This window comes from Serinicoccus profundi (assembly GCF_008001015.1).
GTDB classification, from domain to species: Bacteria; Actinomycetota; Actinomycetes; order Actinomycetales; family Dermatophilaceae; genus Ornithinicoccus; species Ornithinicoccus profundi.
In genome coordinates, this window is sequence record NZ_CP042862.1 from 1,366,479 (window position 1) to 1,383,867 (window position 17,389).

At 75.0% G+C, this 17,389-nt stretch carries 10 protein-coding genes; 7 read left to right on the forward strand and 3 right to left on the reverse strand.

Annotated elements, in window-relative coordinates; translation table 11 throughout:
- Nucleotides 1-22 precede the first annotated feature (22 nt).
- Nucleotides 23-769: a hypothetical protein gene (locus tag FA582_RS06240; RefSeq protein ID WP_033228673.1), complete on the forward strand. Its 747-nt coding sequence runs from the start codon at nt 23-25 to the stop codon at nt 767-769.
- A 155-nt stretch (nt 770-924) separates the two neighbouring features.
- Here the strand turns inward: FA582_RS06240 and FA582_RS06245 are convergent, their stop codons facing one another.
- Nucleotides 925-1,485, reverse strand: a complete 561-nt coding sequence (locus FA582_RS06245) for a DUF2231 domain-containing protein (protein WP_141567536.1) — start codon at nt 1,483-1,485, stop codon at nt 925-927.
- Nucleotides 1,486-1,619: 134 nt separating this feature from the next.
- Here FA582_RS06245 and FA582_RS06250 point away from each other — a divergent pair, with 134 nt between their 5' ends.
- From FA582_RS06250 to FA582_RS06280, 6 genes are all read left to right on the forward strand, one after another.
- Complete coding sequence (locus FA582_RS06250) at nt 1,620-2,105, forward strand: EVE domain-containing protein (RefSeq protein ID WP_010147017.1); 486 nt, start codon at nt 1,620-1,622, stop codon at nt 2,103-2,105.
- Between the two features lie 102 nt (nt 2,106-2,207).
- Nucleotides 2,208-5,420 (forward strand): DUF6603 domain-containing protein, encoded by a 3,213-nt coding sequence (locus FA582_RS06255; RefSeq protein ID WP_010147016.1) that lies wholly within the window; start codon nt 2,208-2,210, stop codon nt 5,418-5,420.
- Nucleotides 5,413-8,268, forward strand: a complete 2,856-nt coding sequence (locus FA582_RS06260; protein WP_010147014.1) for a hypothetical protein — start codon at nt 5,413-5,415, stop codon at nt 8,266-8,268. Before FA582_RS06255 ends, FA582_RS06260 begins: the two co-directional genes overlap by 8 nt.
- The gene (locus tag FA582_RS06270) at nt 8,265-12,962 is read left to right on the forward strand and encodes a hypothetical protein (RefSeq protein WP_010147012.1); all 4,698 of its coding nucleotides are present in this window, start codon (nt 8,265-8,267) and stop codon (nt 12,960-12,962) included. Before FA582_RS06260 ends, FA582_RS06270 begins: the two co-directional genes overlap by 4 nt.
- 15 nt (nt 12,963-12,977) lie before the next feature.
- Nucleotides 12,978-14,597 carry a hypothetical protein gene (locus FA582_RS16625; RefSeq protein ID WP_141567534.1) on the forward strand — a complete coding sequence of 540 codons (1,620 nt, stop codon included), beginning with the start codon at nt 12,978-12,980 and terminating at the stop codon, nt 14,595-14,597.
- Nucleotides 14,594-15,679 (forward strand): GNAT family N-acetyltransferase, encoded by a 1,086-nt coding sequence (locus FA582_RS06280; RefSeq protein WP_141567533.1) that lies wholly within the window; start codon nt 14,594-14,596, stop codon nt 15,677-15,679. The genes FA582_RS16625 and FA582_RS06280 overlap by 4 nt, the downstream gene beginning before the upstream one ends.
- 197 nt (nt 15,680-15,876) lie before the next feature.
- Here FA582_RS06280 and FA582_RS06285 read toward each other — a convergent pair whose 3' ends face one another.
- Both FA582_RS06285 and FA582_RS06290 read right to left on the reverse strand, forming a co-directional pair.
- On the reverse strand, nt 15,877-16,497 hold the full coding sequence (locus tag FA582_RS06285) for an HNH endonuclease signature motif containing protein (RefSeq protein WP_010147009.1): 621 nt from the start codon (nt 16,495-16,497) through the stop codon (nt 15,877-15,879).
- On the reverse strand, nt 16,448-17,269 hold the full coding sequence (locus FA582_RS06290; protein WP_010147008.1) for a hypothetical protein: 822 nt from the start codon (nt 17,267-17,269) through the stop codon (nt 16,448-16,450). The genes FA582_RS06285 and FA582_RS06290 overlap by 50 nt, the downstream gene beginning before the upstream one ends.
- Nucleotides 17,270-17,389 lie beyond the last annotated feature (120 nt).

Genomic DNA, 17,389 nt, shown 5'->3' on the forward strand with positions numbered 1-17,389 from the left:
GTCGTTCGCCTAGGCTCGGGTCATGGGGAAGGGTCGGCGGCCAAGGGCGGGGACACGGCCACCTCCCCGCGCGCAGCCGCGAGGAGCCACCGTCCTGCGGGTCCTCCTCGTCGGCCTGGCGATCGTCGTCATCGTGGTCGTGGCCGGTGTCGTGGGGACCTTCGTCACCCTCTTCACCAGCCTCGGGGAGGCACGCGAGGAGGCGGAGACCACCCGGGCGAGGTCGGAGGCGGCCCTGCGCGAGGTCCCGGGGGTGGAGAGCGCGTCGGTGGTGGTCAGCGACCTGGGGAAGAGCTTCGACCACCGGGTGTCGGTGCGTGTCGCCGACGGGCTGGCCGCGGACGAGCGTTCCGCGCTCGCCGAGCGGCTCGGCGAGGCGCCGACGCCTGGACAGGTCACGGTGACGGTCGAGAGTGATGACGGCGTGCAGCTCCAGGGCCACGGCGGGCTCCACCCCGGCCTCGTGGACTGGTGGTATGCCGTGGCTGCCGAGGTGGACGAGGTCGTCGAGGGCGGCGATGTGCGGTGCGACGTGACGGGGGAGGTGCTGGCCTGCGCGATCGAGGACGGGGGGCGCCGGGCGGAGGTGCGGCGCGCCGTGGCGGAGGTGGACGCTGCCGGGCTGCAGGTGTGGCTGGACACCTGGAACGACCGGCCCCACGCCGACCCGCGCCTGGAGATCGTCATCGGCGCGGACGGGCCCGACCCGGTGCGGGTGACGTCGGTGGAGCAGCTGAGGACCGTCAGGAACGAGGCGCCCGCCCCCTGAGGGCAGGTGCGGGGTGACGTCGCAGAGGCCGCAGTGGACCCGGCCGAGCACCTTCCCGACGACATAGGTCGCCTCGCCGCGCAGTCCACCGTCGGCGTTGTAGACACCGAGGATCTCGGTCAGGTCGCCGCCCTGGTCGGTTCGCGCCCGCTCGCTCACGCGGCGTCGTCGAAGGCCGGGTGGTGGCTGCCTACATCGCGGGCGGTGGCCAGGTGACCGCCGAGGTATGCCGCAGCACCGGAGGCACCGGCGCCGCCGAGAGCGAGCACCGCTCCGAGGCGATGGTGACCCTGGCGCCGCGCGATCCAGGACGCGGCGTAGGCGCCGACCGCGAGCCCGTTGCTGGCGGCGTGCACCAGCCCGACCCGCTTCTCCCGAGGAGCGGTGGAGGACCACTCGGCCCAGCCGCTCCACGCGGTCGGACCTGCGGTGAGCAGGCCGGTGGCGACGAGGCGCTGCGCGGCCTTCGCCGACTCCGGGCCGCCGACGAGGTCGAGCACCGTGGCGGAGGTCCAGGACCCCATGGTGAGATCGGTGAGCAGCGGGTGCAGCGCGTGGCCGAGCCACTCGCCGCGGAGCACGGAGCCGCGCAACCCGGTGCCGAAGAGCGCGGTGACCTTGGGCTCGATCGCGGCGACCGGGCCGTCGAGGCTGGTGGTGTCCTCCAGACGCAGGGTCCAGCGGACGGGGGCGGGTGGGCGGTGCATGGGGCTCATCGCCCCATGGTGGACCGGTCCGACGTCGACGGCACGTCGGAAAGACCGCCACACGGGTGTACGGAACGGAAGGGCGACCTCGGCCGGTCCGGATACCCTGCCCGGACAGCCGGTCCAGGAACGCAGGAGGGTGTATGCCGATCGCACGCCAGGACGTCGGGTGCTGGGTCGTCCGGGGCACCGCCGGGTCACCGGCGTCGTCGTCCGTGTTCTCCGAGGCGCACCCGCAGGAGTGGTGCCTGGCGCGTACCTACCGCACCGGTCTGATCGAGCCCGGTGACCTGATCGTCCGCTACCTGGGTGGCCAGAAGACGCCGGCCGTCGTCGAGCTGGGTCGGGTCACCCACCCGGTCGCGCCACCGGCCGGTGCCGACAAGCCGGTGGTGCACTACGCCGCGGTACCCCTGCGGCAGCCGGTCGCCCGGCAGGTGCTGAAGGACGACCCGGACCTGTCCGGGTGCGAGCTGATCCGGCTCGGCCGGGCAGCGAACCCGCTGCACCTCACGCCGACCGAGACGGTGGCGCTCGCGGCATACCTGACGCCGGACGACCTGGAGCGAGCCGACTGGACCCGGCGGCTCGCCGAAGACCCCTTTACACCGCCGAGCGGACAGGACTAGCGTCCCCCTCACGCATCGTCTCCCGACGGACCCTGACCGTCGGGGCTGGCGCTCGATCCCGTGGATCGGCGCACCTCTCGGTCCCTCTCCTGGTGTGAACGTATGGCCGATCTGCTCGCCACCCTCGGCACTGCCCTCCGGGACTGCCTGCGGCAGCCACCGGCCTCGGGCCTGCCCCCGCTCCCGACCGGCCTCGCGGCGCTGGCGCCGATGGCCCTGGACGACCTGGCCGTCGGCACCGATCCCCGCGGTCCGGGCATCGACCGCTGGCTGGCGCTGCTGCGCTCCCGGGTCACCGACGTGGCCGTCCGGGAGACGTTGGCGGTCCGGGCGCTGCAGGTGGAGCTGCCGCGTGTTGCTGAGGCGCTCACCCTCCTCGGGGTGGTCCAGGTGACCTGGGAGGAGTCCGGCGGGGTCGTCCAGGTACGCCACCTGCGGATCCGCTGGGACCGCCTGCGTCAGCTCACCCAGGACCCCGGGGAGGTGGCCATGAGCACCCTCGTGGGCCGGGTCGACGGGCTGGGGGACGTGCAGTCGCTGCAGGTGCTGCTCCTGCTCCTGGTCGGAGACCCCCTCGCCCTGCTCCGGCTGGAGTATGCCCGGAAGGGGTTCGCCGCGCTGCCGACCGGGGACGGGGCCGGCCTGGGGGACCTCGTGGCCCTCGTCAACTCACCGGTCTACCTCCCGCTCCCTGCCGGAGGCCTCAGCAGGACGCCACCGGCCACCGGCGTGCACCTGGTCGCGACCAGCACCGACCTGCCGCTCGGGCCCGGGGACCTGGGTGATCTCGCCGTCGCTGCGGTGCTCCCCGCCGGCCTGCTGCCCACCGGCCCGGTGTCCCTGGCCCCGGGATGGCAGCTCGTCGTCGAGGCCCCGGGCGGCGGGCCGACCAGCATCGTCCTCGCGGCCACAGGTGACCGGCTCGACCCGAGCGTGCGCTCGTCCGGACCGGTCGGTGTCCACGTCACGCCGCAGAGCCCGCTGGGCCAGGACGCCCTCCTGGTCGGCGACCCGGCCGGCACGCACGTCGCGGTCGGGCAGGTCCGGCTCGGGGTCACCCTTCGCAGCGAGCCGCAGACCCCGCTGTTCACTCTCCTGCTCACCCTCGCGCCGGTCCGCCTCGGCGTCGGGGTCGACGTCCTCGGCCCGGTCGCCGGAGGTCTGCCCCTGCCACCGGCGATCGTCTTCTCCGCCGACGTCCGCACCGCCTTCGCCCAGGGGAGCGGGCTGTCCTCCCAGGGCGGCGGGGCCGGTCTGGGGGTGGAGATCACGCACGCGCTCGATCTCGTGGTCGGCGGCCCGGGCGCCGGCCTGCGCGTCCCCACGGTCCTCGTCCGCCTCGAGCTGGACGTCGGGAGCGACACCCTCCACCTGCGCGCCGTGCTGCGCCTGTCGGCACGGGCTGAGCTGGGGCCGGTCTCGGTGACCGTGACGGACGCCGGGGCCTGGGTCGGGAGGTGGAGCACGGGCACCACGGGTCTGCTCCCACCCACCGGGATGGGGATCGCCCTCGAGGCCGGCCCGGTCTCCGGGGGCGGCTTCCTCGCCCGGCTGGGTCCTCGGGTCTTCGGTGGGGCCCTGTCCCTGCGGATCCTGGGGATCGGTGCGTTCGCCTGGGGCGTCCTCGAGGAGCTGCCCGACGGGACCACCTCGGTGGTGCTGCTCATCGGCATCCGTCTGCCGGTGCCGGGCATCCAGGTCGGCTTCGGCTTCGCCGTCTCCGGCTTCGGCGGGCTCGTGGGCGCACACCGCCGCGCCGACCTGGACCGGCTCAGGGAGAGGCTCGGCAACGGCACCTCCGGCGACGTGCTCTTCACCGACGACCCCGTCCGGCACGCGCCCCGGCTGCTGGGGGAGCTGCGCGCGCTGTTCCCCCCGGCCCGGGGCAGCCACGTCGTCGGACCGACCCTCCAGCTCAACTGGCTGTACCTCCTGCGTCTGGACGTCGGGCTGTTCCTCGAGATCCCCTCCGGGAAGGTCTTCGTGGCCGGCGTTGGGCGCTACGTCGTCGGCACCGAGGACTTCGCGCTGGTCCGGCTGCGTCTCGACGTCATCGGCGGCGTCGACCCGACCCAGGGGCTGCTCTTCCTCGACGGCTACCTGGTGGACTCGACGGTGCTCGGCATCATCCGGATCACCGGCGGCATCGCCTTCCGGCTCGGGGTCGGGGCCAGCCCCTTCTTCGTCTACTCGGTCGGCGGGTTCCACCCGCGGTTCGACGCCCGAGGGCTCGGTGTCCCGGCGCTGCCGCGGGCCGGCGCGTCCCTCTCCCTGGGCATCGTCTGGCTCCGTCAGGAGATGTACCTCGCGGTGACCTCGACCTCCTACCAGTTCGGCACCCGGACCGAGGCAGGCATCAAGATCGGCCCGATCAAGGTGCACGGCTGGGTGCAGTTCGACGCCCTCATCCAGCTCAAGCCGTTCTTCTTCACCGCCCGGATCGACGCCGGCATGGCCGCGGAGTTCGCCGGCACGGAGTTCGCCAGCATCCGTGTGCTGGGGGAGCTGTCCGGTCCCGGACCACTGGTGCTGCACGCACGTGGCAGCGTCCGCGTGCTCGTCAAGATCAGCAAGAGCGTCACCATCACCCTGGACAGCTCGCCGCCGGAGCACCTCGAGACCATCACCAACCTGGCCCACCACCTCGCCGGGGAGCTGTCCCGCCAGGAGAACCTCCGGGCCGAGGGCACCGACCCCGAGATCCAGCTCGCCCCGGGTGCCGACGACCCCACCCTCGCCGTGCCGGTGGGGGCGCTCGTCTGGGAGCAGAAGCGGGTGCCGCTGCAGCAGCTCCTCGAGCGCGCCGAGGGCCAACCGCTCGCCCCGGCCCGGACGCTGCACGTCGCGGTGGCGGCCTGGACGACGTCCCCCGAGCGAGATCTCTTCTCGCACGGCACCTTCGCCGAGCTCTCGGACGCGCACCAGCTCGCCACCCCCACCTTCGTCGAGGCGGTGTCCGGGTTCCGGCTGAGCGCGGGCGAGGACTTCGCCACCGCCGCGGACAAGGTCACCGCCTCCCTCGCCACCGACGTGATCCGCCTTCCCGAGCGCCTCTCCTTCACCGGGCGGGCGGCATACCTGTCGGTGGACCGGCTGGCCACCCTTGTCGAGCGTGAGCAGGGTGCCCTGCTCGTCGCGCAGGAGCCCCGGGTGGAGGTCGCCGCGGAGCCGTGGACGGTGGGGGAGCGGGTCACCGACGACTTCGGTATGCCGTTCACCGCCGCCTCGGCGTCGAGCACCGCCCGGCACGCGGGCCTGGTGGCCGCCCCGGTGTCCAGCCCCGTCGTCTCGCTCACAGGGGTCTTCGATGGCTGACGAGCTCGTCTTCACCAGCTGGCGCCAGCCGGGCATCGTGGCCGCGGCCACCGGGACCGCCGGTGGACGGCGCGCGGGACGGCTGGACCTCACCCTCACCGACTCCACCCGCACCGGCCCCGGCGAGCAGGCCACCGGCGGGGTCGGCTTCACCCTGCGCTCCGGCGCGGACGTCATCGGGCTGGCACCGACCGCCGTGCGGCACCGGGCGCCGGCGCCGGGGGTGACCGACGCGGAGGACACGAAGTTCCCCCACGTCGACCTGCACGCGCCCGACCTGCCGTGGCGCTACTCGGTGGGCCCGACGGTCGACGGTCAGCTCCGGCCGTGGTTGGCGTTGCTCGTCGGCACGCCCGAGGAGATCCAGGTCTCGGGCCGGTCCGTCACCCTGTCCGCCTCTGTGCTGAAGGACTACCCGCTCGCGACGTCGCGCCTGTGGGCCCACGTCCAGGTCCCGGACGCGGAGAGCTTCGACACCTCCGAGCTCGGCCGGCCGGCGCCGCACCGCTTCTCGAGGGTGCTGTCGCTGCGTCGGCTGGACGCGCAGACGGCATACGTCGCGGTGCTCGTGCCGACCGTCGGTCCCGGCGGTGTCGACCGGTGGGACGGCGACGGCGTGGTCGTCGGCGGTCCCGTCCCGGTGCTGGACACCTGGGGGTTCGCCACCGGTGAGGCCGGTGACTTCGAGAGCCTGTGCCGCGCCCTGCGGCTGCGCGACCCGAAGGGCATCGGCCGTGCGGCGCTGACCGCTGTGCATCCGGGGATCGACGCCGACGGACCGCCGACCCGGGTCGTCCTCGAGGTGCGGGGTGCGCTGTCCGCCCTGGGTGACGTCACCCCACCACCGGACGACGAGGTCCGGTCGGTGACCGAGCACCTGCGCAGCCTGCACGACCTGCCCGTGCCGCCGGGGGAGCCGAGGCTGCTGGGGCTGCCGGAGTACGGACCCCCGTGGGTGGACCCCGCTGAGGAGGCCCCCGCCGGGTGGGTGCGACAGCTGCACGAGGATCCCCGCGACCGGATCCATGCGGGCACCGGTGCCTCGGTCGGGGTGGAGGCGCAGGAGGACCTCATGCGGGCCGCGGTGGAGCAGGCCGGTGCCCTGCACGAGGCGACCGCGCTCATCGCCCGGACCGCGACCGGCCTCACCCTCTCCGGTGACCTGTGGCACCGGTCGCTGCCGGCCGACCCCGTCGCCCGGCTCGCCGTGCTCGCCCCGCAGGCGGCACGGCTGCGCGACGGCGCTGGGCAGGTGCTCGCCGAGACCGTCAGCGGAGACGGCAGCCCGCTGGTCCCGGAGCTCTTCACCGGCGCCGCGCAACGGTTGCTCGAGCGGGCCGAGGATCCTGCGGCGCTCTGGCGGGCGGCGGCGGCACCGGCGCAGGTCGGGGCGCCCCGAGCGGGGTCCGAGGAGGACGCGGTGCGGGCCCACCTCGACCCGTTCCGCGCGTGGGAGCAGGCCAGCGGCGACCCCGAGCTGCACGACCGGCTCACGGCCTTCCTCGTCGAGCTGCTCGAGGAGGCGCTCCGGGTGGGCCGCGACTACCGGCGGGGGCGCGGCGCCCGCCCGGACGACCTGTGGTGGCTCGTCGAGTCGGCCATGGCGCTGGCCGAGCGTGCCCAGGATCTCGTGTCCACCCACCTGCCGATGGTCCAGGAACGGTGCGGGTGGGACAGGGTGCTGCGCGAGGCCGCGACCAGGGCGGACGCCCTCGCGCCGCTGGACCCGGAGCTGGAGCAGCACGTCACCGGACGGTTCCCGGACCCGGCCGGGGTGCAGTTCTTCGCCCGCGGGGTCGCGGGAGGGGGCGAGGAGGAGCTGGTCTTCGGCATCCTGCAGGAGCTGCTCGTCGCGTGTCTCGTGCGGGAGACGCGGGTCCCCGTCCGGCTGACGGCACCGCAGATCCCCCAGAGGGTCGACCCCGGAGGTCTGTCCCGTGTGCTGCAGGAGGCCCTGGACCCCCGGAGGGAGGGTGCGCCGGCCCGGGTATCCCTGGGGAGACGGGTCAGCGGGCTTCCCGTGGACGACCTGGGTCCGCCCCGCTTCCCGCTCGGGCTGGACCTGCCCACGTGGAGCCTGCTGCGTCAGCATGAGCCCGACTGGTTCCTGCCCGGAGCCCAGACCCTGGAACCGGACAGCGTCCTGGCGCTGCGGACCAACCCAGCGTTCTTCTGCGCGTACCTCGTGGGTCTCAACACCCAGTTCCTCGCCGAGGCCCGGTGGCGGGGTCTGCCGGTCGGTCGGCGCGGGACCCCGCTGCGCATGTTCTTCGCGCCGGTCGATGCGGTGAGCGGCACGCGCACCCCCGACGTGCTGCCGATCCAGACCTGGGACCCGCACGAGCCGCTCGGCACCCGCACCCACCTCTTCCCGCCGGACCTCCCCGTGGAGCCCCCGACGGAGCAGCTGGTCGTGCTCTTCCGCACTGCGCTGTTCCGCCGCTACCCGAGGACCTCGGTCTACCTGCAGGCGGTGTTCGCCGAGGACCGGCTGGCCGAGTCGCCCGAGTTCGACGCCCCCGACATCGACGACCGTGAGCTGCTGGCCCTGTGGCATGCGGAGCGCGCCTCGATCCCACCGGCGTTCACCGGCAGCCTCGGGCCGGAGATCGTCTTCTTCGTCTTCGACGTGGCACCCACCACGCTGGACGACTACCTCGTGGTCCTCGACGAGCCACCCAGCGAGACCCAGTTCGGCCAGAAGCCCGGCGAGATGCCGCCGGTGACGCTGACCACGCTGCTGGCGCTGGACACCGGTGCGCAGGTGGCCGGCGCCGCCCTCGACCGGCATACCCGGGTCGCGATCAGCGGCACCCATCTGCGCTTCAGGGGCGGGGGGACACCGTGAGCGACGACGTCGGCGTCCTGCTCCCGCTGCAGCTGGAGACGCTCTTCGACCCTCCGGCGCACGACGGGGGACGGTGGCGGGTGCGCGTGCGGGTCATCCCCCAGCCGGTCGCGGTCGACGAGCACGACCCGCAGGTGCGGCCCGGTGAGCTGGAGGCGGCGGGCATCTTCTGGCGGGTCGTCCGGCATGCCGGGCGCCTGCGGGCCGGCGACCTCGACGACCCCAGGGTGCAGGACGCCTTCGGCACCCTGGTCCGGGCGACCGGACCGGCCCGCGCCGCCTGGTTGGTCACGGCCACGCGTGGGGTGCGCCGTGACGGTGGGTGGCACGCCCTGCCTCTCGACCCCCCGGAGGGGGATGTGCCCGAGGTGTCGGTGGTGCGGGGTATGCCGCCCCGCCTGGCGGTGGCGGTCTGGACGTACGGCGGCGATGGTGGCGAGGTCGTGCAGCGGATCGGGTCGCTGCCGGACGACGCGCAGCCTGACGGGACGATCCCCGACCCGCTCGAGCTGCCCGTCCCGTCCCGGCCGGAGGACCTCGCCGCCAGCTGGCTCACCGATGCCGGCACGGCGCGGTCTCTGGGTCTGCTCGGGATCTACGAGCTGCCCGACGGGTTGACCCCGGACACCCTCGGCGGGATCGTCGTCTGGGGCCTCGGGGAGCTGGACCCGGGCGAGCTCTTCGCCGCGCACGCCCTCACCGGTGGGCTCGGGCCGCTGCCGCTGGGGGCAGCCACGAACAGCGTGGGTGGCGAACCCACCGCGACGACGCCGGGTGCGGGCGCCCCCGACGTCCAGGCCTGGTGGGCGACGGTCCGCTCCCGTGTGCTCGGCACGCCCGGCACGGTGCCCGGTCTGGACCACACCCTGAATCGGTACGTCGCCGGTGCCGAGCTGCCCTCCGTGTCCGGGCCGGTGGCCGCCACGCCGGACGGGCCGGTCGGGCTGGGGGACCGTGAGGCGGCCGAGGCGCTGCCGGGCGACCCGCTCCCCGGGACCGGGCTGTCCCGCCTGCTCACCGCGGCCCTGTGGCCGGCGCTGTGGGGCGGCACCCTGGTCGACGAGTGGCAGGTCGACGCCCGCGTCGCGGGGGCGCTCGCCGGGTGGGCGCTGGAGCACGTCGCACCCGAGGGCCCGCTGCCCTCCCTGCGGATCGGTGAGGATCCCTACGGCCTCCTCCCGGTGACCTGGCTGGGCGGGTGGGCGCCCGAGCCGGAGGACCCGGCGGAGCTCGTCGAGGGGCTGGAGCGGCTCCGCTCGGTGCTCACCTGGGCGGTGGCGGACCTGCACGCCCACCTGCGACCGGACGGCACGGTGCGGGGCGCGGACCCGGCCCGGTATGCCGAGCTGCTCGCCCGCGGCGGCGTCTCCACCTCCTACCGGCAGGTCGGGATGGGCCGCTACCCGCAGTACACCTACGTGGCCGGCACCCAGGAGCTGGCCGAGGACACCGTTCAGGCCCTGGGTCGGCTGGGGCTGGCGGCCCCGCACGACGGCACCGGCCGTCCCGACGTCTCGGTGCGCTTCTGGGACACGAGCCTCGGCCTTCCCCTGGTCCGCCACCCGCACGCGGCCTACGCGTGGAACCGCGACCAGCAGGCACGCGGCGTGCCCCTGCCGTGGCTGGTCGACCTGGCCCTGGGCCGGGTGGAGCTGGGCCGGCTGGAGCTCGGTGGCGGGCGCCGGCCCACGAGCCTGCGTGAGCTCTTCGAGCTCCCCACCCACGGCCGGGTCGAGCTGTGGGACGAGGACGGCGGCAACCCCTCGGAGTACCCGCGGCTCCTGCGCGCGCCCGACTCGCTGCTGGCCCGCCTGCTGCTGCAGTCCTGCCTCACCGCGAACCGGTGGCGCCGCGACGGCGAGCTGGACCCGCTGGTGCGGCCCGTCGTGGAGGGCGACCCCGGCCAGGACGACCCGCAGGTGGCAGCGGCCGTGCAGCTGGCCCGGCTGCTCGACCGTGGCCGCTCGACGCCCCTCGAGCCCCCCGACCCGGGTGCGGGCGTGCCACCCGGCACCAGCGCATACCCGGCGCCGTTCGAACCCGACCCCGGCGTCGCCGAGCGGGTGGAGCGGGCGCTCGCCGCGACCCTGGACACGACCTCGACCCGGGTGGACCCGTGGGTGACGGCGTTCGCCTGGCGCCGGCTGCGCACGGTCGTCGACGGCGGCGCGGCGCGGCGCCGGCTGGGTGCCTACGGCTGGGTGTGCGGGCCCTTCCTCGGGACGCACGGGCCGACGACCGCCGGGCTGCTGCACACCCCGTCGCTGGACCAGTCGCTGACCGCGACCGTCGCCCGCGACGGGTTCCGGGTGGCCGCCGCGCGCGGCCACGTCAACGAGCGCGGCACCGTGCCCTGGGACATAGCGGTCACCAGCCGTCGCGTCCGGCTGGCCCTCGAGCTGGCCGACGACCTACGGGACGGGTTGTTCCTGGAGCAGGCCCTGGGGCTACGGGTGGAGCAGGTCGTGCTGGACGGTGTGGCGCACGGCGCCGCGCCCTCGTGGTACGACCTGCTCACCACCCTGCGCACCACCTGGCCCTCGCACCCCGACGACCCGGACCCGCAGGTGGTCTGCCAGGGGGAGCAGGCGCTCGCCGGGCTGCTCGGTCCGGCTGCGCCGCCCGCGATCGTCCTGGGCCCGGAGCAGCGGGAGCGGCTGGAGGAGCTGCGGGCGGCGCTGGAGACGCTGGCCGACCTCGTGCAGCTCGAGGGGGTGCACGCCACGACGACCCGCAGCACGGGGCGCACCGCCGCGGCGATGGACGCCGCCGCCGGAGCGGGGCCCTTCCCGGAGCTGCGGTTCCCGGTCACTCCGGCCTCGGGCCTGGAGGTCGCCACGGTCGTGCTCTCGGTGCTGCCGGTCGCGCCGGCGGTGGACGGGGTCGCGCCGGGCGCGGCGGCGCTCGCCGAGCCCGCGGTCGCTGCCTACCTGTCTGCGGTGCTGGGCACCGGGTGGACGTGGACCGGCACCTTCGAGGACGGCCGCACCGCGACGGTGACCCTGGCCGGGCTCGGTCTGGAGCCGGTCGAGGCGCTCGCCTGGTCCCCGGACCAGCTGCGCGCCCTGGCCGCCGTCGCGATGGGAGCGACCGGGCGTGCGCAGCCGGACGTCGGCGGCGGGACCGTCGCCGCGGACGTGCAGACCGAGACCAACCTCGCCTGGGAGCTCTCGGACCGTGACGGCGCGGTGGTCGCGACACCGACCTCGGCCTCGCTGGGGCTGACCGCCACCGACCTCGAGGGCCGTGACCCCGACCAGGTCGCGGCGCTCATCCGGGCCGCCTGGCGGCGCACCGGGGGCGCCCCTGGCCGGTATGCCGTCACACCCGTCCCCGCTCCGGTGCCGACGCTGTGGGTCGTCCGGGACGAGCTGGGCACCGTGCTGGGGGTGACGGAGGGCGATGTCCCCGAGGGGGCCGCGGCGCAGCGGCGTGACCAGGACAGCGCCGTGCGGGTCGCGGTGGGTGCTCCGGGGTGCCGGGTCGAGGACCCGCCGGAGCTGGCCCGGCTGGAGGACCTCTGCCAGGTGCTGGGCGCCCCGGCCCTGGAGCGCGACCTGGCCGAGGGACGCGACGCGCTGGAGGGGTCTGCCGCGGCGGAGGAGCTGCGGGTGCGCTACGGCATCGTGCACCAGGACCTGGTGGAGGCCAGGAAGCAGGCGGTCGCGGCCGCAGGGGCCCAGGGCGACACCGCCTCCCGGCGGGCGGCGGTGCGCCGCGCCGCGAGCTGGGGCGTGCTGCCGGACCGGACGCCCCAGGACGCCGCGGCCCTGCGCGCCGCACTGCTCGGTGTCGACCCTCCCGCCGGCGCCACCCCGCTGCGGACCCTGACGCGCGCTGTCGCCCAGGAGCTGCGGACGCGGCAGGACGCCGCCCCACGACCTGCCCGGCTGCGCCGGATCGACGCCCCCCTCACCGAGGAGGCCCTCGCCGAACGCCACCGCTCCGACCTGCCCGGCGGGGGGCATACCCTCGCGCAGGCGATCTCCCGGCTGGTCAGCCCGCAGGGCGGCCTGCCGGTGCTGGCACGGTGGCGACGGGGCGACCTGGTGGACCGGGCCCGGATCGTCGGGGCGGACGCCACGCTGGAGGAGGAGTGGCTGACCCAGGTGGCGCCCGTGCGGCGTCCCCTGGCCCGGGTGGAGGCGCTGCAGCTGGCGGGTCTGCGACCGGACGCCGGAGGCGGTGCGCCGTTCGTCGCGTGGTCCAGCAGCCCGGGGGACCCGTGGCAGCGGGAGGCGGTCGCGAGGAACTCCCGGGTGCGTGCCGGTGCCGTCGACCCCGGCGAGGAACGGCGTGCCGGGCACGAGCGGGAGGTGCCGCGGCTGACGGTGGCCCTCAGCCACGCCGGGGCGGTGGACGGGGATGGCGAGGATCTGGTCGCCGTGGGTCTCGTCGACGCCTTCGGCGAGGTCGTCCCGGACCGGGCGCGGGACACGCACGCGGCCTTCGGCTTCGCCGTGCCCGGCGCCCGGGCGCCGCACCTCGTCCTGCTCGCGGTGCCCCCGCGGACCGGGATGCCGCTGGACGAGGAGCTGCTCGGCGAGATCCTGCGGGAGACCCGTGCGCTCATGGTCGCCCGCACCGCCCAGGTGCCGGACCTGGGGATCCTGGACCGGGTGCTGCGCACCACCTGGCTGCCGGACGACGAGGGCAACAATGTCTCCGTCCTGGCCCGCGGCGCGTACGGCTGACGGACGGAGAGACCCATGCCCCTTCCCCCACGACGCAGCGTCCGCCTCGAGCCCCGCCCGGTGCGCGACCTCGGTGACGCCGTCCGCGGCCGGGTCCACGACCCGCTGTGGTTCGTCGCGCGGCAGTGGCAGATGGGCGAGTTCAAGGGGGAGGACGCCTCCACCCCGGTCCAGGTGCACCTGGAGGGCACGAGCACAGCGCTGCGGCATGTCGGCACCGGGCACGACCCGGGGGACCACCCGGCGGAGGCGTTGGTCGAGTCGGAGGCCGATGACGGATGGACCACGGGGCGGCGGGTCCGGATCGGCGCGAGGGTGGCGGCAGCGGTCGACCTCCCCGACGAGGCCGGGCTCCGCCTGAGCCATCTGCCGCCGCCCTACGAGGCGCTCGACGGGGCGTGGGACGGGCTGGCGCTGTGGTCGCGCCGGAGCGAGCTGGGCATACCGCTCGGTGCGTTCGGCGAGGTGCCCGAGGACGTCGAGCCGAGCTGGGACGACCGCGCTCTCGTCTACGACCGGCGGGACGCCTTCCGGGCGGGCGAGGTCTCGCTGGACGTGTCACGTCACCGTGGCGGGCCGGTGGACTGGTGGACGGTGGAGGCGGGGTCGGCGCTGGTCCCGGAGCCGACGCCGGCGACGCGGTGGGAGCACCTGCGGCTGCCGACCCGCCTGGAGATGCCAGGTATGCCCCGCTGGGGGCTGTGGGAGATCGAGGATGCCGGGGCCGACATCGGGGCGGTGCCGCCTGACGCCGCGCACACGGCGACCTCGCTGATGACGGCGCTGTTCTTCTCCCAGCGGGACGAGTGGTTCGACGTGCCGGTGCCGGCGACCGCTGGGGCGGTGGTGCGGATCGAGCGGGTCGTGGTGACCGACTCGTTCGGGCTGCGCTACAGCAGCGACGGGAGTGAGCAGGGTGAGGCCGATGGGTGGCCGGGGCTGCGTCCGCCGGCCGAGCCGGAGTGGACGCTGTTCCGGGTGAGCGGGATGGACGTGGCGGACCTGCTGCTGTGGCAGGTGGCGACCCGGCCGCTGGCCGGTGAGCTCCTCGAGCACGTCCAGGTCGGGGTGGACGACGCCAGCAACGTCGTGTGGGCGGTGGAGCGGCGGCTCCGGGGGCGGGACGTCGGTGCCCTCGACGCAGCGGGTGGCGCCGGTGGTGGCGCGGGTGGAGACGGTGGTGGAGACGGGGACGGGGCCGGGGACGCTGAGCCGGGGGAGTCGTTGATCCCGGCGCCCCTGGGGGACTCGACCCGGCCGCAGGCCTACGTCTACGTGCCGGGGGAGGGTGCGCAGCCGCACTGGATCCCCTACACGATCGAGGACGAACCCGGCGGGGTGTCCTTCGTGCAGCGGCGGCTCGCGGACTACTCGACGTCACCGCCGACGCTGTTGCCGCTGGCGCAGGCGGCGGTGCTCACCGGGCCGACCGGGGAGGTGCACCGCATCGTGCCCGCGGCGGTCCCGCCGACGGGGCTGGAGCTCGTGCGGCGCTGGCAGCTGGCCCGGACCACGCGGGGCGACCCGGTGCTCTGGGTGGAGCGGCGACGCCGCCCGCTGACCGCGCCCCCGGCGCGGCGGTTGCGCTTCGACGTGGCGGAGCCGACGGCGGGACCGGGGGCGTCGGCACCGTGACGAGAACGACAGGGACGTGGCAGTTCACGGTGACCCCGACGCCCTTCAGCGAGCTGGAGCGGGGTCTGTTGGCCGAGGACCTCGTGCGGTGCGGGTCCGGCCCGTCGCTGCTCGACGTACTGTCGGCGACGGTGGGGGTGAGCAGCCGATGGACCCGACCTATGGTCCTGCGTGGGTTCGGCCCCGACGGTGACCTTCGTGGGGCTGCGGTCGTCTTCCTCTGCCGCGACGCCGGGCCGAGCTTCGGTCTGCCCGGCCCGGCTCGTTCGGCCGTCCGTCGGCTGCCCTGGATCTGGTACGGGGAGCGCACGTCGATCGGCACCGACGGTCACGCCAGCCCCGGGCTGGTGGTCCAGGGCGTGGATCGGGGCGAGTTCCGCGACCAGGCCCTGCGGTGGGCGCGCCGCCACCGGCTGCTGGGCGTCGTGGTCGAGCCGCGGGCCGAACGGCGACCGAGCTCCTCCCGTAGCACGCGCGGGCTCGGGGTCAGCACGGTGTCCCTCGACGGGGCTGGTGAGGTGACGCTGCTGGAGCAGCACCGCAACCTCTCGCGCAAGGTGCGCAGGTTCCACCACCGTGGTGGGACCCTGCGCCACATCCAGGGGTCGCTGCCCGAGGATCTCCGCGAGGTGCTGCTGACGGCGTATGCCGTGCCGCGGCCCCTCAACCCTCCGTTCGTCGAGCTCTACCCGCAGATGGTCCGCGCCCACAGCACCCTCGACTCCCCGGACGCCTGGCACGTCGTCGCCGAGATGGACGGCGTGCCCGTCGGCTACCACTCGTGGTGGCACAGCGGGCATACCCTCTCGTTGTTGTCCGGGGCGTTCACCCGGCCCGCGGGTGGCACCGTCCACGCCTACGAGAACGTCCTCCTGGAGTCGATGACCCTCGCCCGCGACCTCGGGTGCCGGACGGCGCACCTCGGGCCCACGGTCAACGGCGTCAAGCGGGCGCTGTTCGGCAGCGAGCCCACGGAGCTGCGCTTCGTCTCAGCCCTGCCGCCGGTGCGGTGGGGAGTGGGCCTCGTCCTCCCGCACAGCGCCCTGGCGCCAGCCGAGATCGCGCGGGTCACCGGCGGATAGGCGCGGGAGCGGTGGTGCGCGACCTCGCGGACGAGGCACCGTCACCGCCTCGACAGCGGCCACGAGGTCGGGCTCGGCCGGCCACCCGTCATGGTGCGGCTCGTGGCACGGCTCAGGTACGGCCTCGTCGGCGTCTGACGTCTCGGCCGGTGCGCAGGCCGACAGCCCGGCCGTCGCGGGCCGGGTCTGGGACGGGGTCATCGGAGTCTCCATCGCACTCCGGTCGCGTCGACCTGGGCATCGACGTCGTGCTGGTGGACCCACGTGTGGTGGCGTGGGCAGACCAGCGCATAGTTGCCGAGGTCCGAGCGGCCGCCGCGGGCCCAGTGCACGACGTGGTGCGCGTCGCACCAGGTCGCGGGCACGTGACAGCCCGGGAAGGTGCATCCACCGTCACGATGGGCCAGCGCTCGTCGCTGGCCCGGGGTGACGAGCCGCCTGGCGCGGCCGAGATCAAGGATCTCGCCCTTCTCACCCAGCACGGCGGGGATGATGTCGGCCTCGCAGGCCAGTTTGCGCACCTCATGAGCCGGAAGCGTGCCCTCGTGGACCGTGTGCCCGGCACCGCCCAGGGCGCCGCGCAGCTCTTCGAGCCCGATGGTCACCATGACCTGCGCCTTCGGGGTCGTGGGCTGCCCCTCCGTGCCTGCCACACCGCGCCGGAAGACCGTCATGAACGCGTCGTAGCGCCGCTGGCCTGCCGTGCGCAGGTCCAGCTCGGCGACAGACGGACCGCCGTCCCGGGTGCCCTCCCTCCAGGCGCCGCCATCAGAGCCCTCGCCCTGTCCGGCGCCGCCCCGGGCTCTGCTCTCCGGCACCGCCCTGTGCCCCGCTCTGTCCGGGCCCACCCTCGGGGCCGTCATCTCGCGGCGCCGGCGCGGCCAGCGGCGACATGAGCACGGCCTTGATCGCCTCGTAGTCGGCGTCGCTGCCCACCGTCAGCACGAACCGGCGCAGCGACCCGTCGGCGAGCGACGACTCGTGCACGTCGCGCAGCTCGTGCCTGGCCGCCGCGCGCGCCACCTGCTCCTTCTCGGACAGGCAGGTCGCCACCAGCTTGGCGGTGATCCTGGACAGGTCCCGCTCGTCGAACTCCTCCCGTGCCGCGGCGACGGTCAGCAGCTCGGTGGCCTCGGCATACTCGCTCTCGCCCAGCGCCGGCCGGATCCTCATGAGTGCCCGCAGCACCTGCGCCGCCCGGTGCACCGGCACGGTCCCGTCCTGGACGGCGTCGGCCAACGGAGCGTGCACACGCTGCTGGGCGGCGCGGGCGATCATCGCGATCTCGATCGCGGTCCGCGAGGCGAGCCCGGGGCATACCCGTCGGACCCAGTCGACGTCGGAGAAGCCGCTCTCCTGGTGCAGCCCGCGCCCCAGACCCTCCCGCACCACCGCCACGAGCAACGCCTGCGTCCGGGCGGCCACCTGGTCGAGCGCCCCCAGCACCTCATCCAGCTCCTGCTCCTGCAGGAGGGCGGGTGAGGCGAGCGCCGTCACAGAGCGCCCCAGGGCATCTGCGAGCTCGGCCACGACGGCGACCGCGCCGCCGGCCCGACCGCCGGTCGCCCCGCTCTCCCCACGCCCCCTCATGCGAACAAGTGTACGATCACCCCCTGACAGACCCTCCGCTCCCGACCGTCATCGCGCGGGCCATCGGTGACGGTTCTGCATGAGGGCATCGGCGACAGTCAGCGGCATGCCCGGACGGTC

What these genes read in the sequence shown, in the direction of transcription:
- FA582_RS06240 (WP_033228673.1), top strand. Translation starts at nt 23, where the DNA reads ATGGGGAAGGGTCGGCGGCCAAGGGCGGGGACACGGCCACCTCCCCGC.
- FA582_RS06245 (WP_141567536.1), bottom strand. Translation starts at nt 1,485, where the DNA reads ATGAGCCCCATGCACCGCCCACCCGCCCCCGTCCGCTGGACCCTGCGT.
- FA582_RS06250 (WP_010147017.1), top strand. Translation starts at nt 1,620, where the DNA reads ATGCCGATCGCACGCCAGGACGTCGGGTGCTGGGTCGTCCGGGGCACC.
- FA582_RS06255 (WP_010147016.1), top strand. Translation starts at nt 2,208, where the DNA reads ATGGCCGATCTGCTCGCCACCCTCGGCACTGCCCTCCGGGACTGCCTG.
- FA582_RS06260 (WP_010147014.1), top strand. Translation starts at nt 5,413, where the DNA reads ATGGCTGACGAGCTCGTCTTCACCAGCTGGCGCCAGCCGGGCATCGTG.
- FA582_RS16625 (WP_141567534.1), top strand. Translation starts at nt 12,978, where the DNA reads ATGCCCCTTCCCCCACGACGCAGCGTCCGCCTCGAGCCCCGCCCGGTG.
- FA582_RS06290 (WP_010147008.1), bottom strand. Translation starts at nt 17,269, where the DNA reads ATGAGGGGGCGTGGGGAGAGCGGGGCGACCGGCGGTCGGGCCGGCGGC.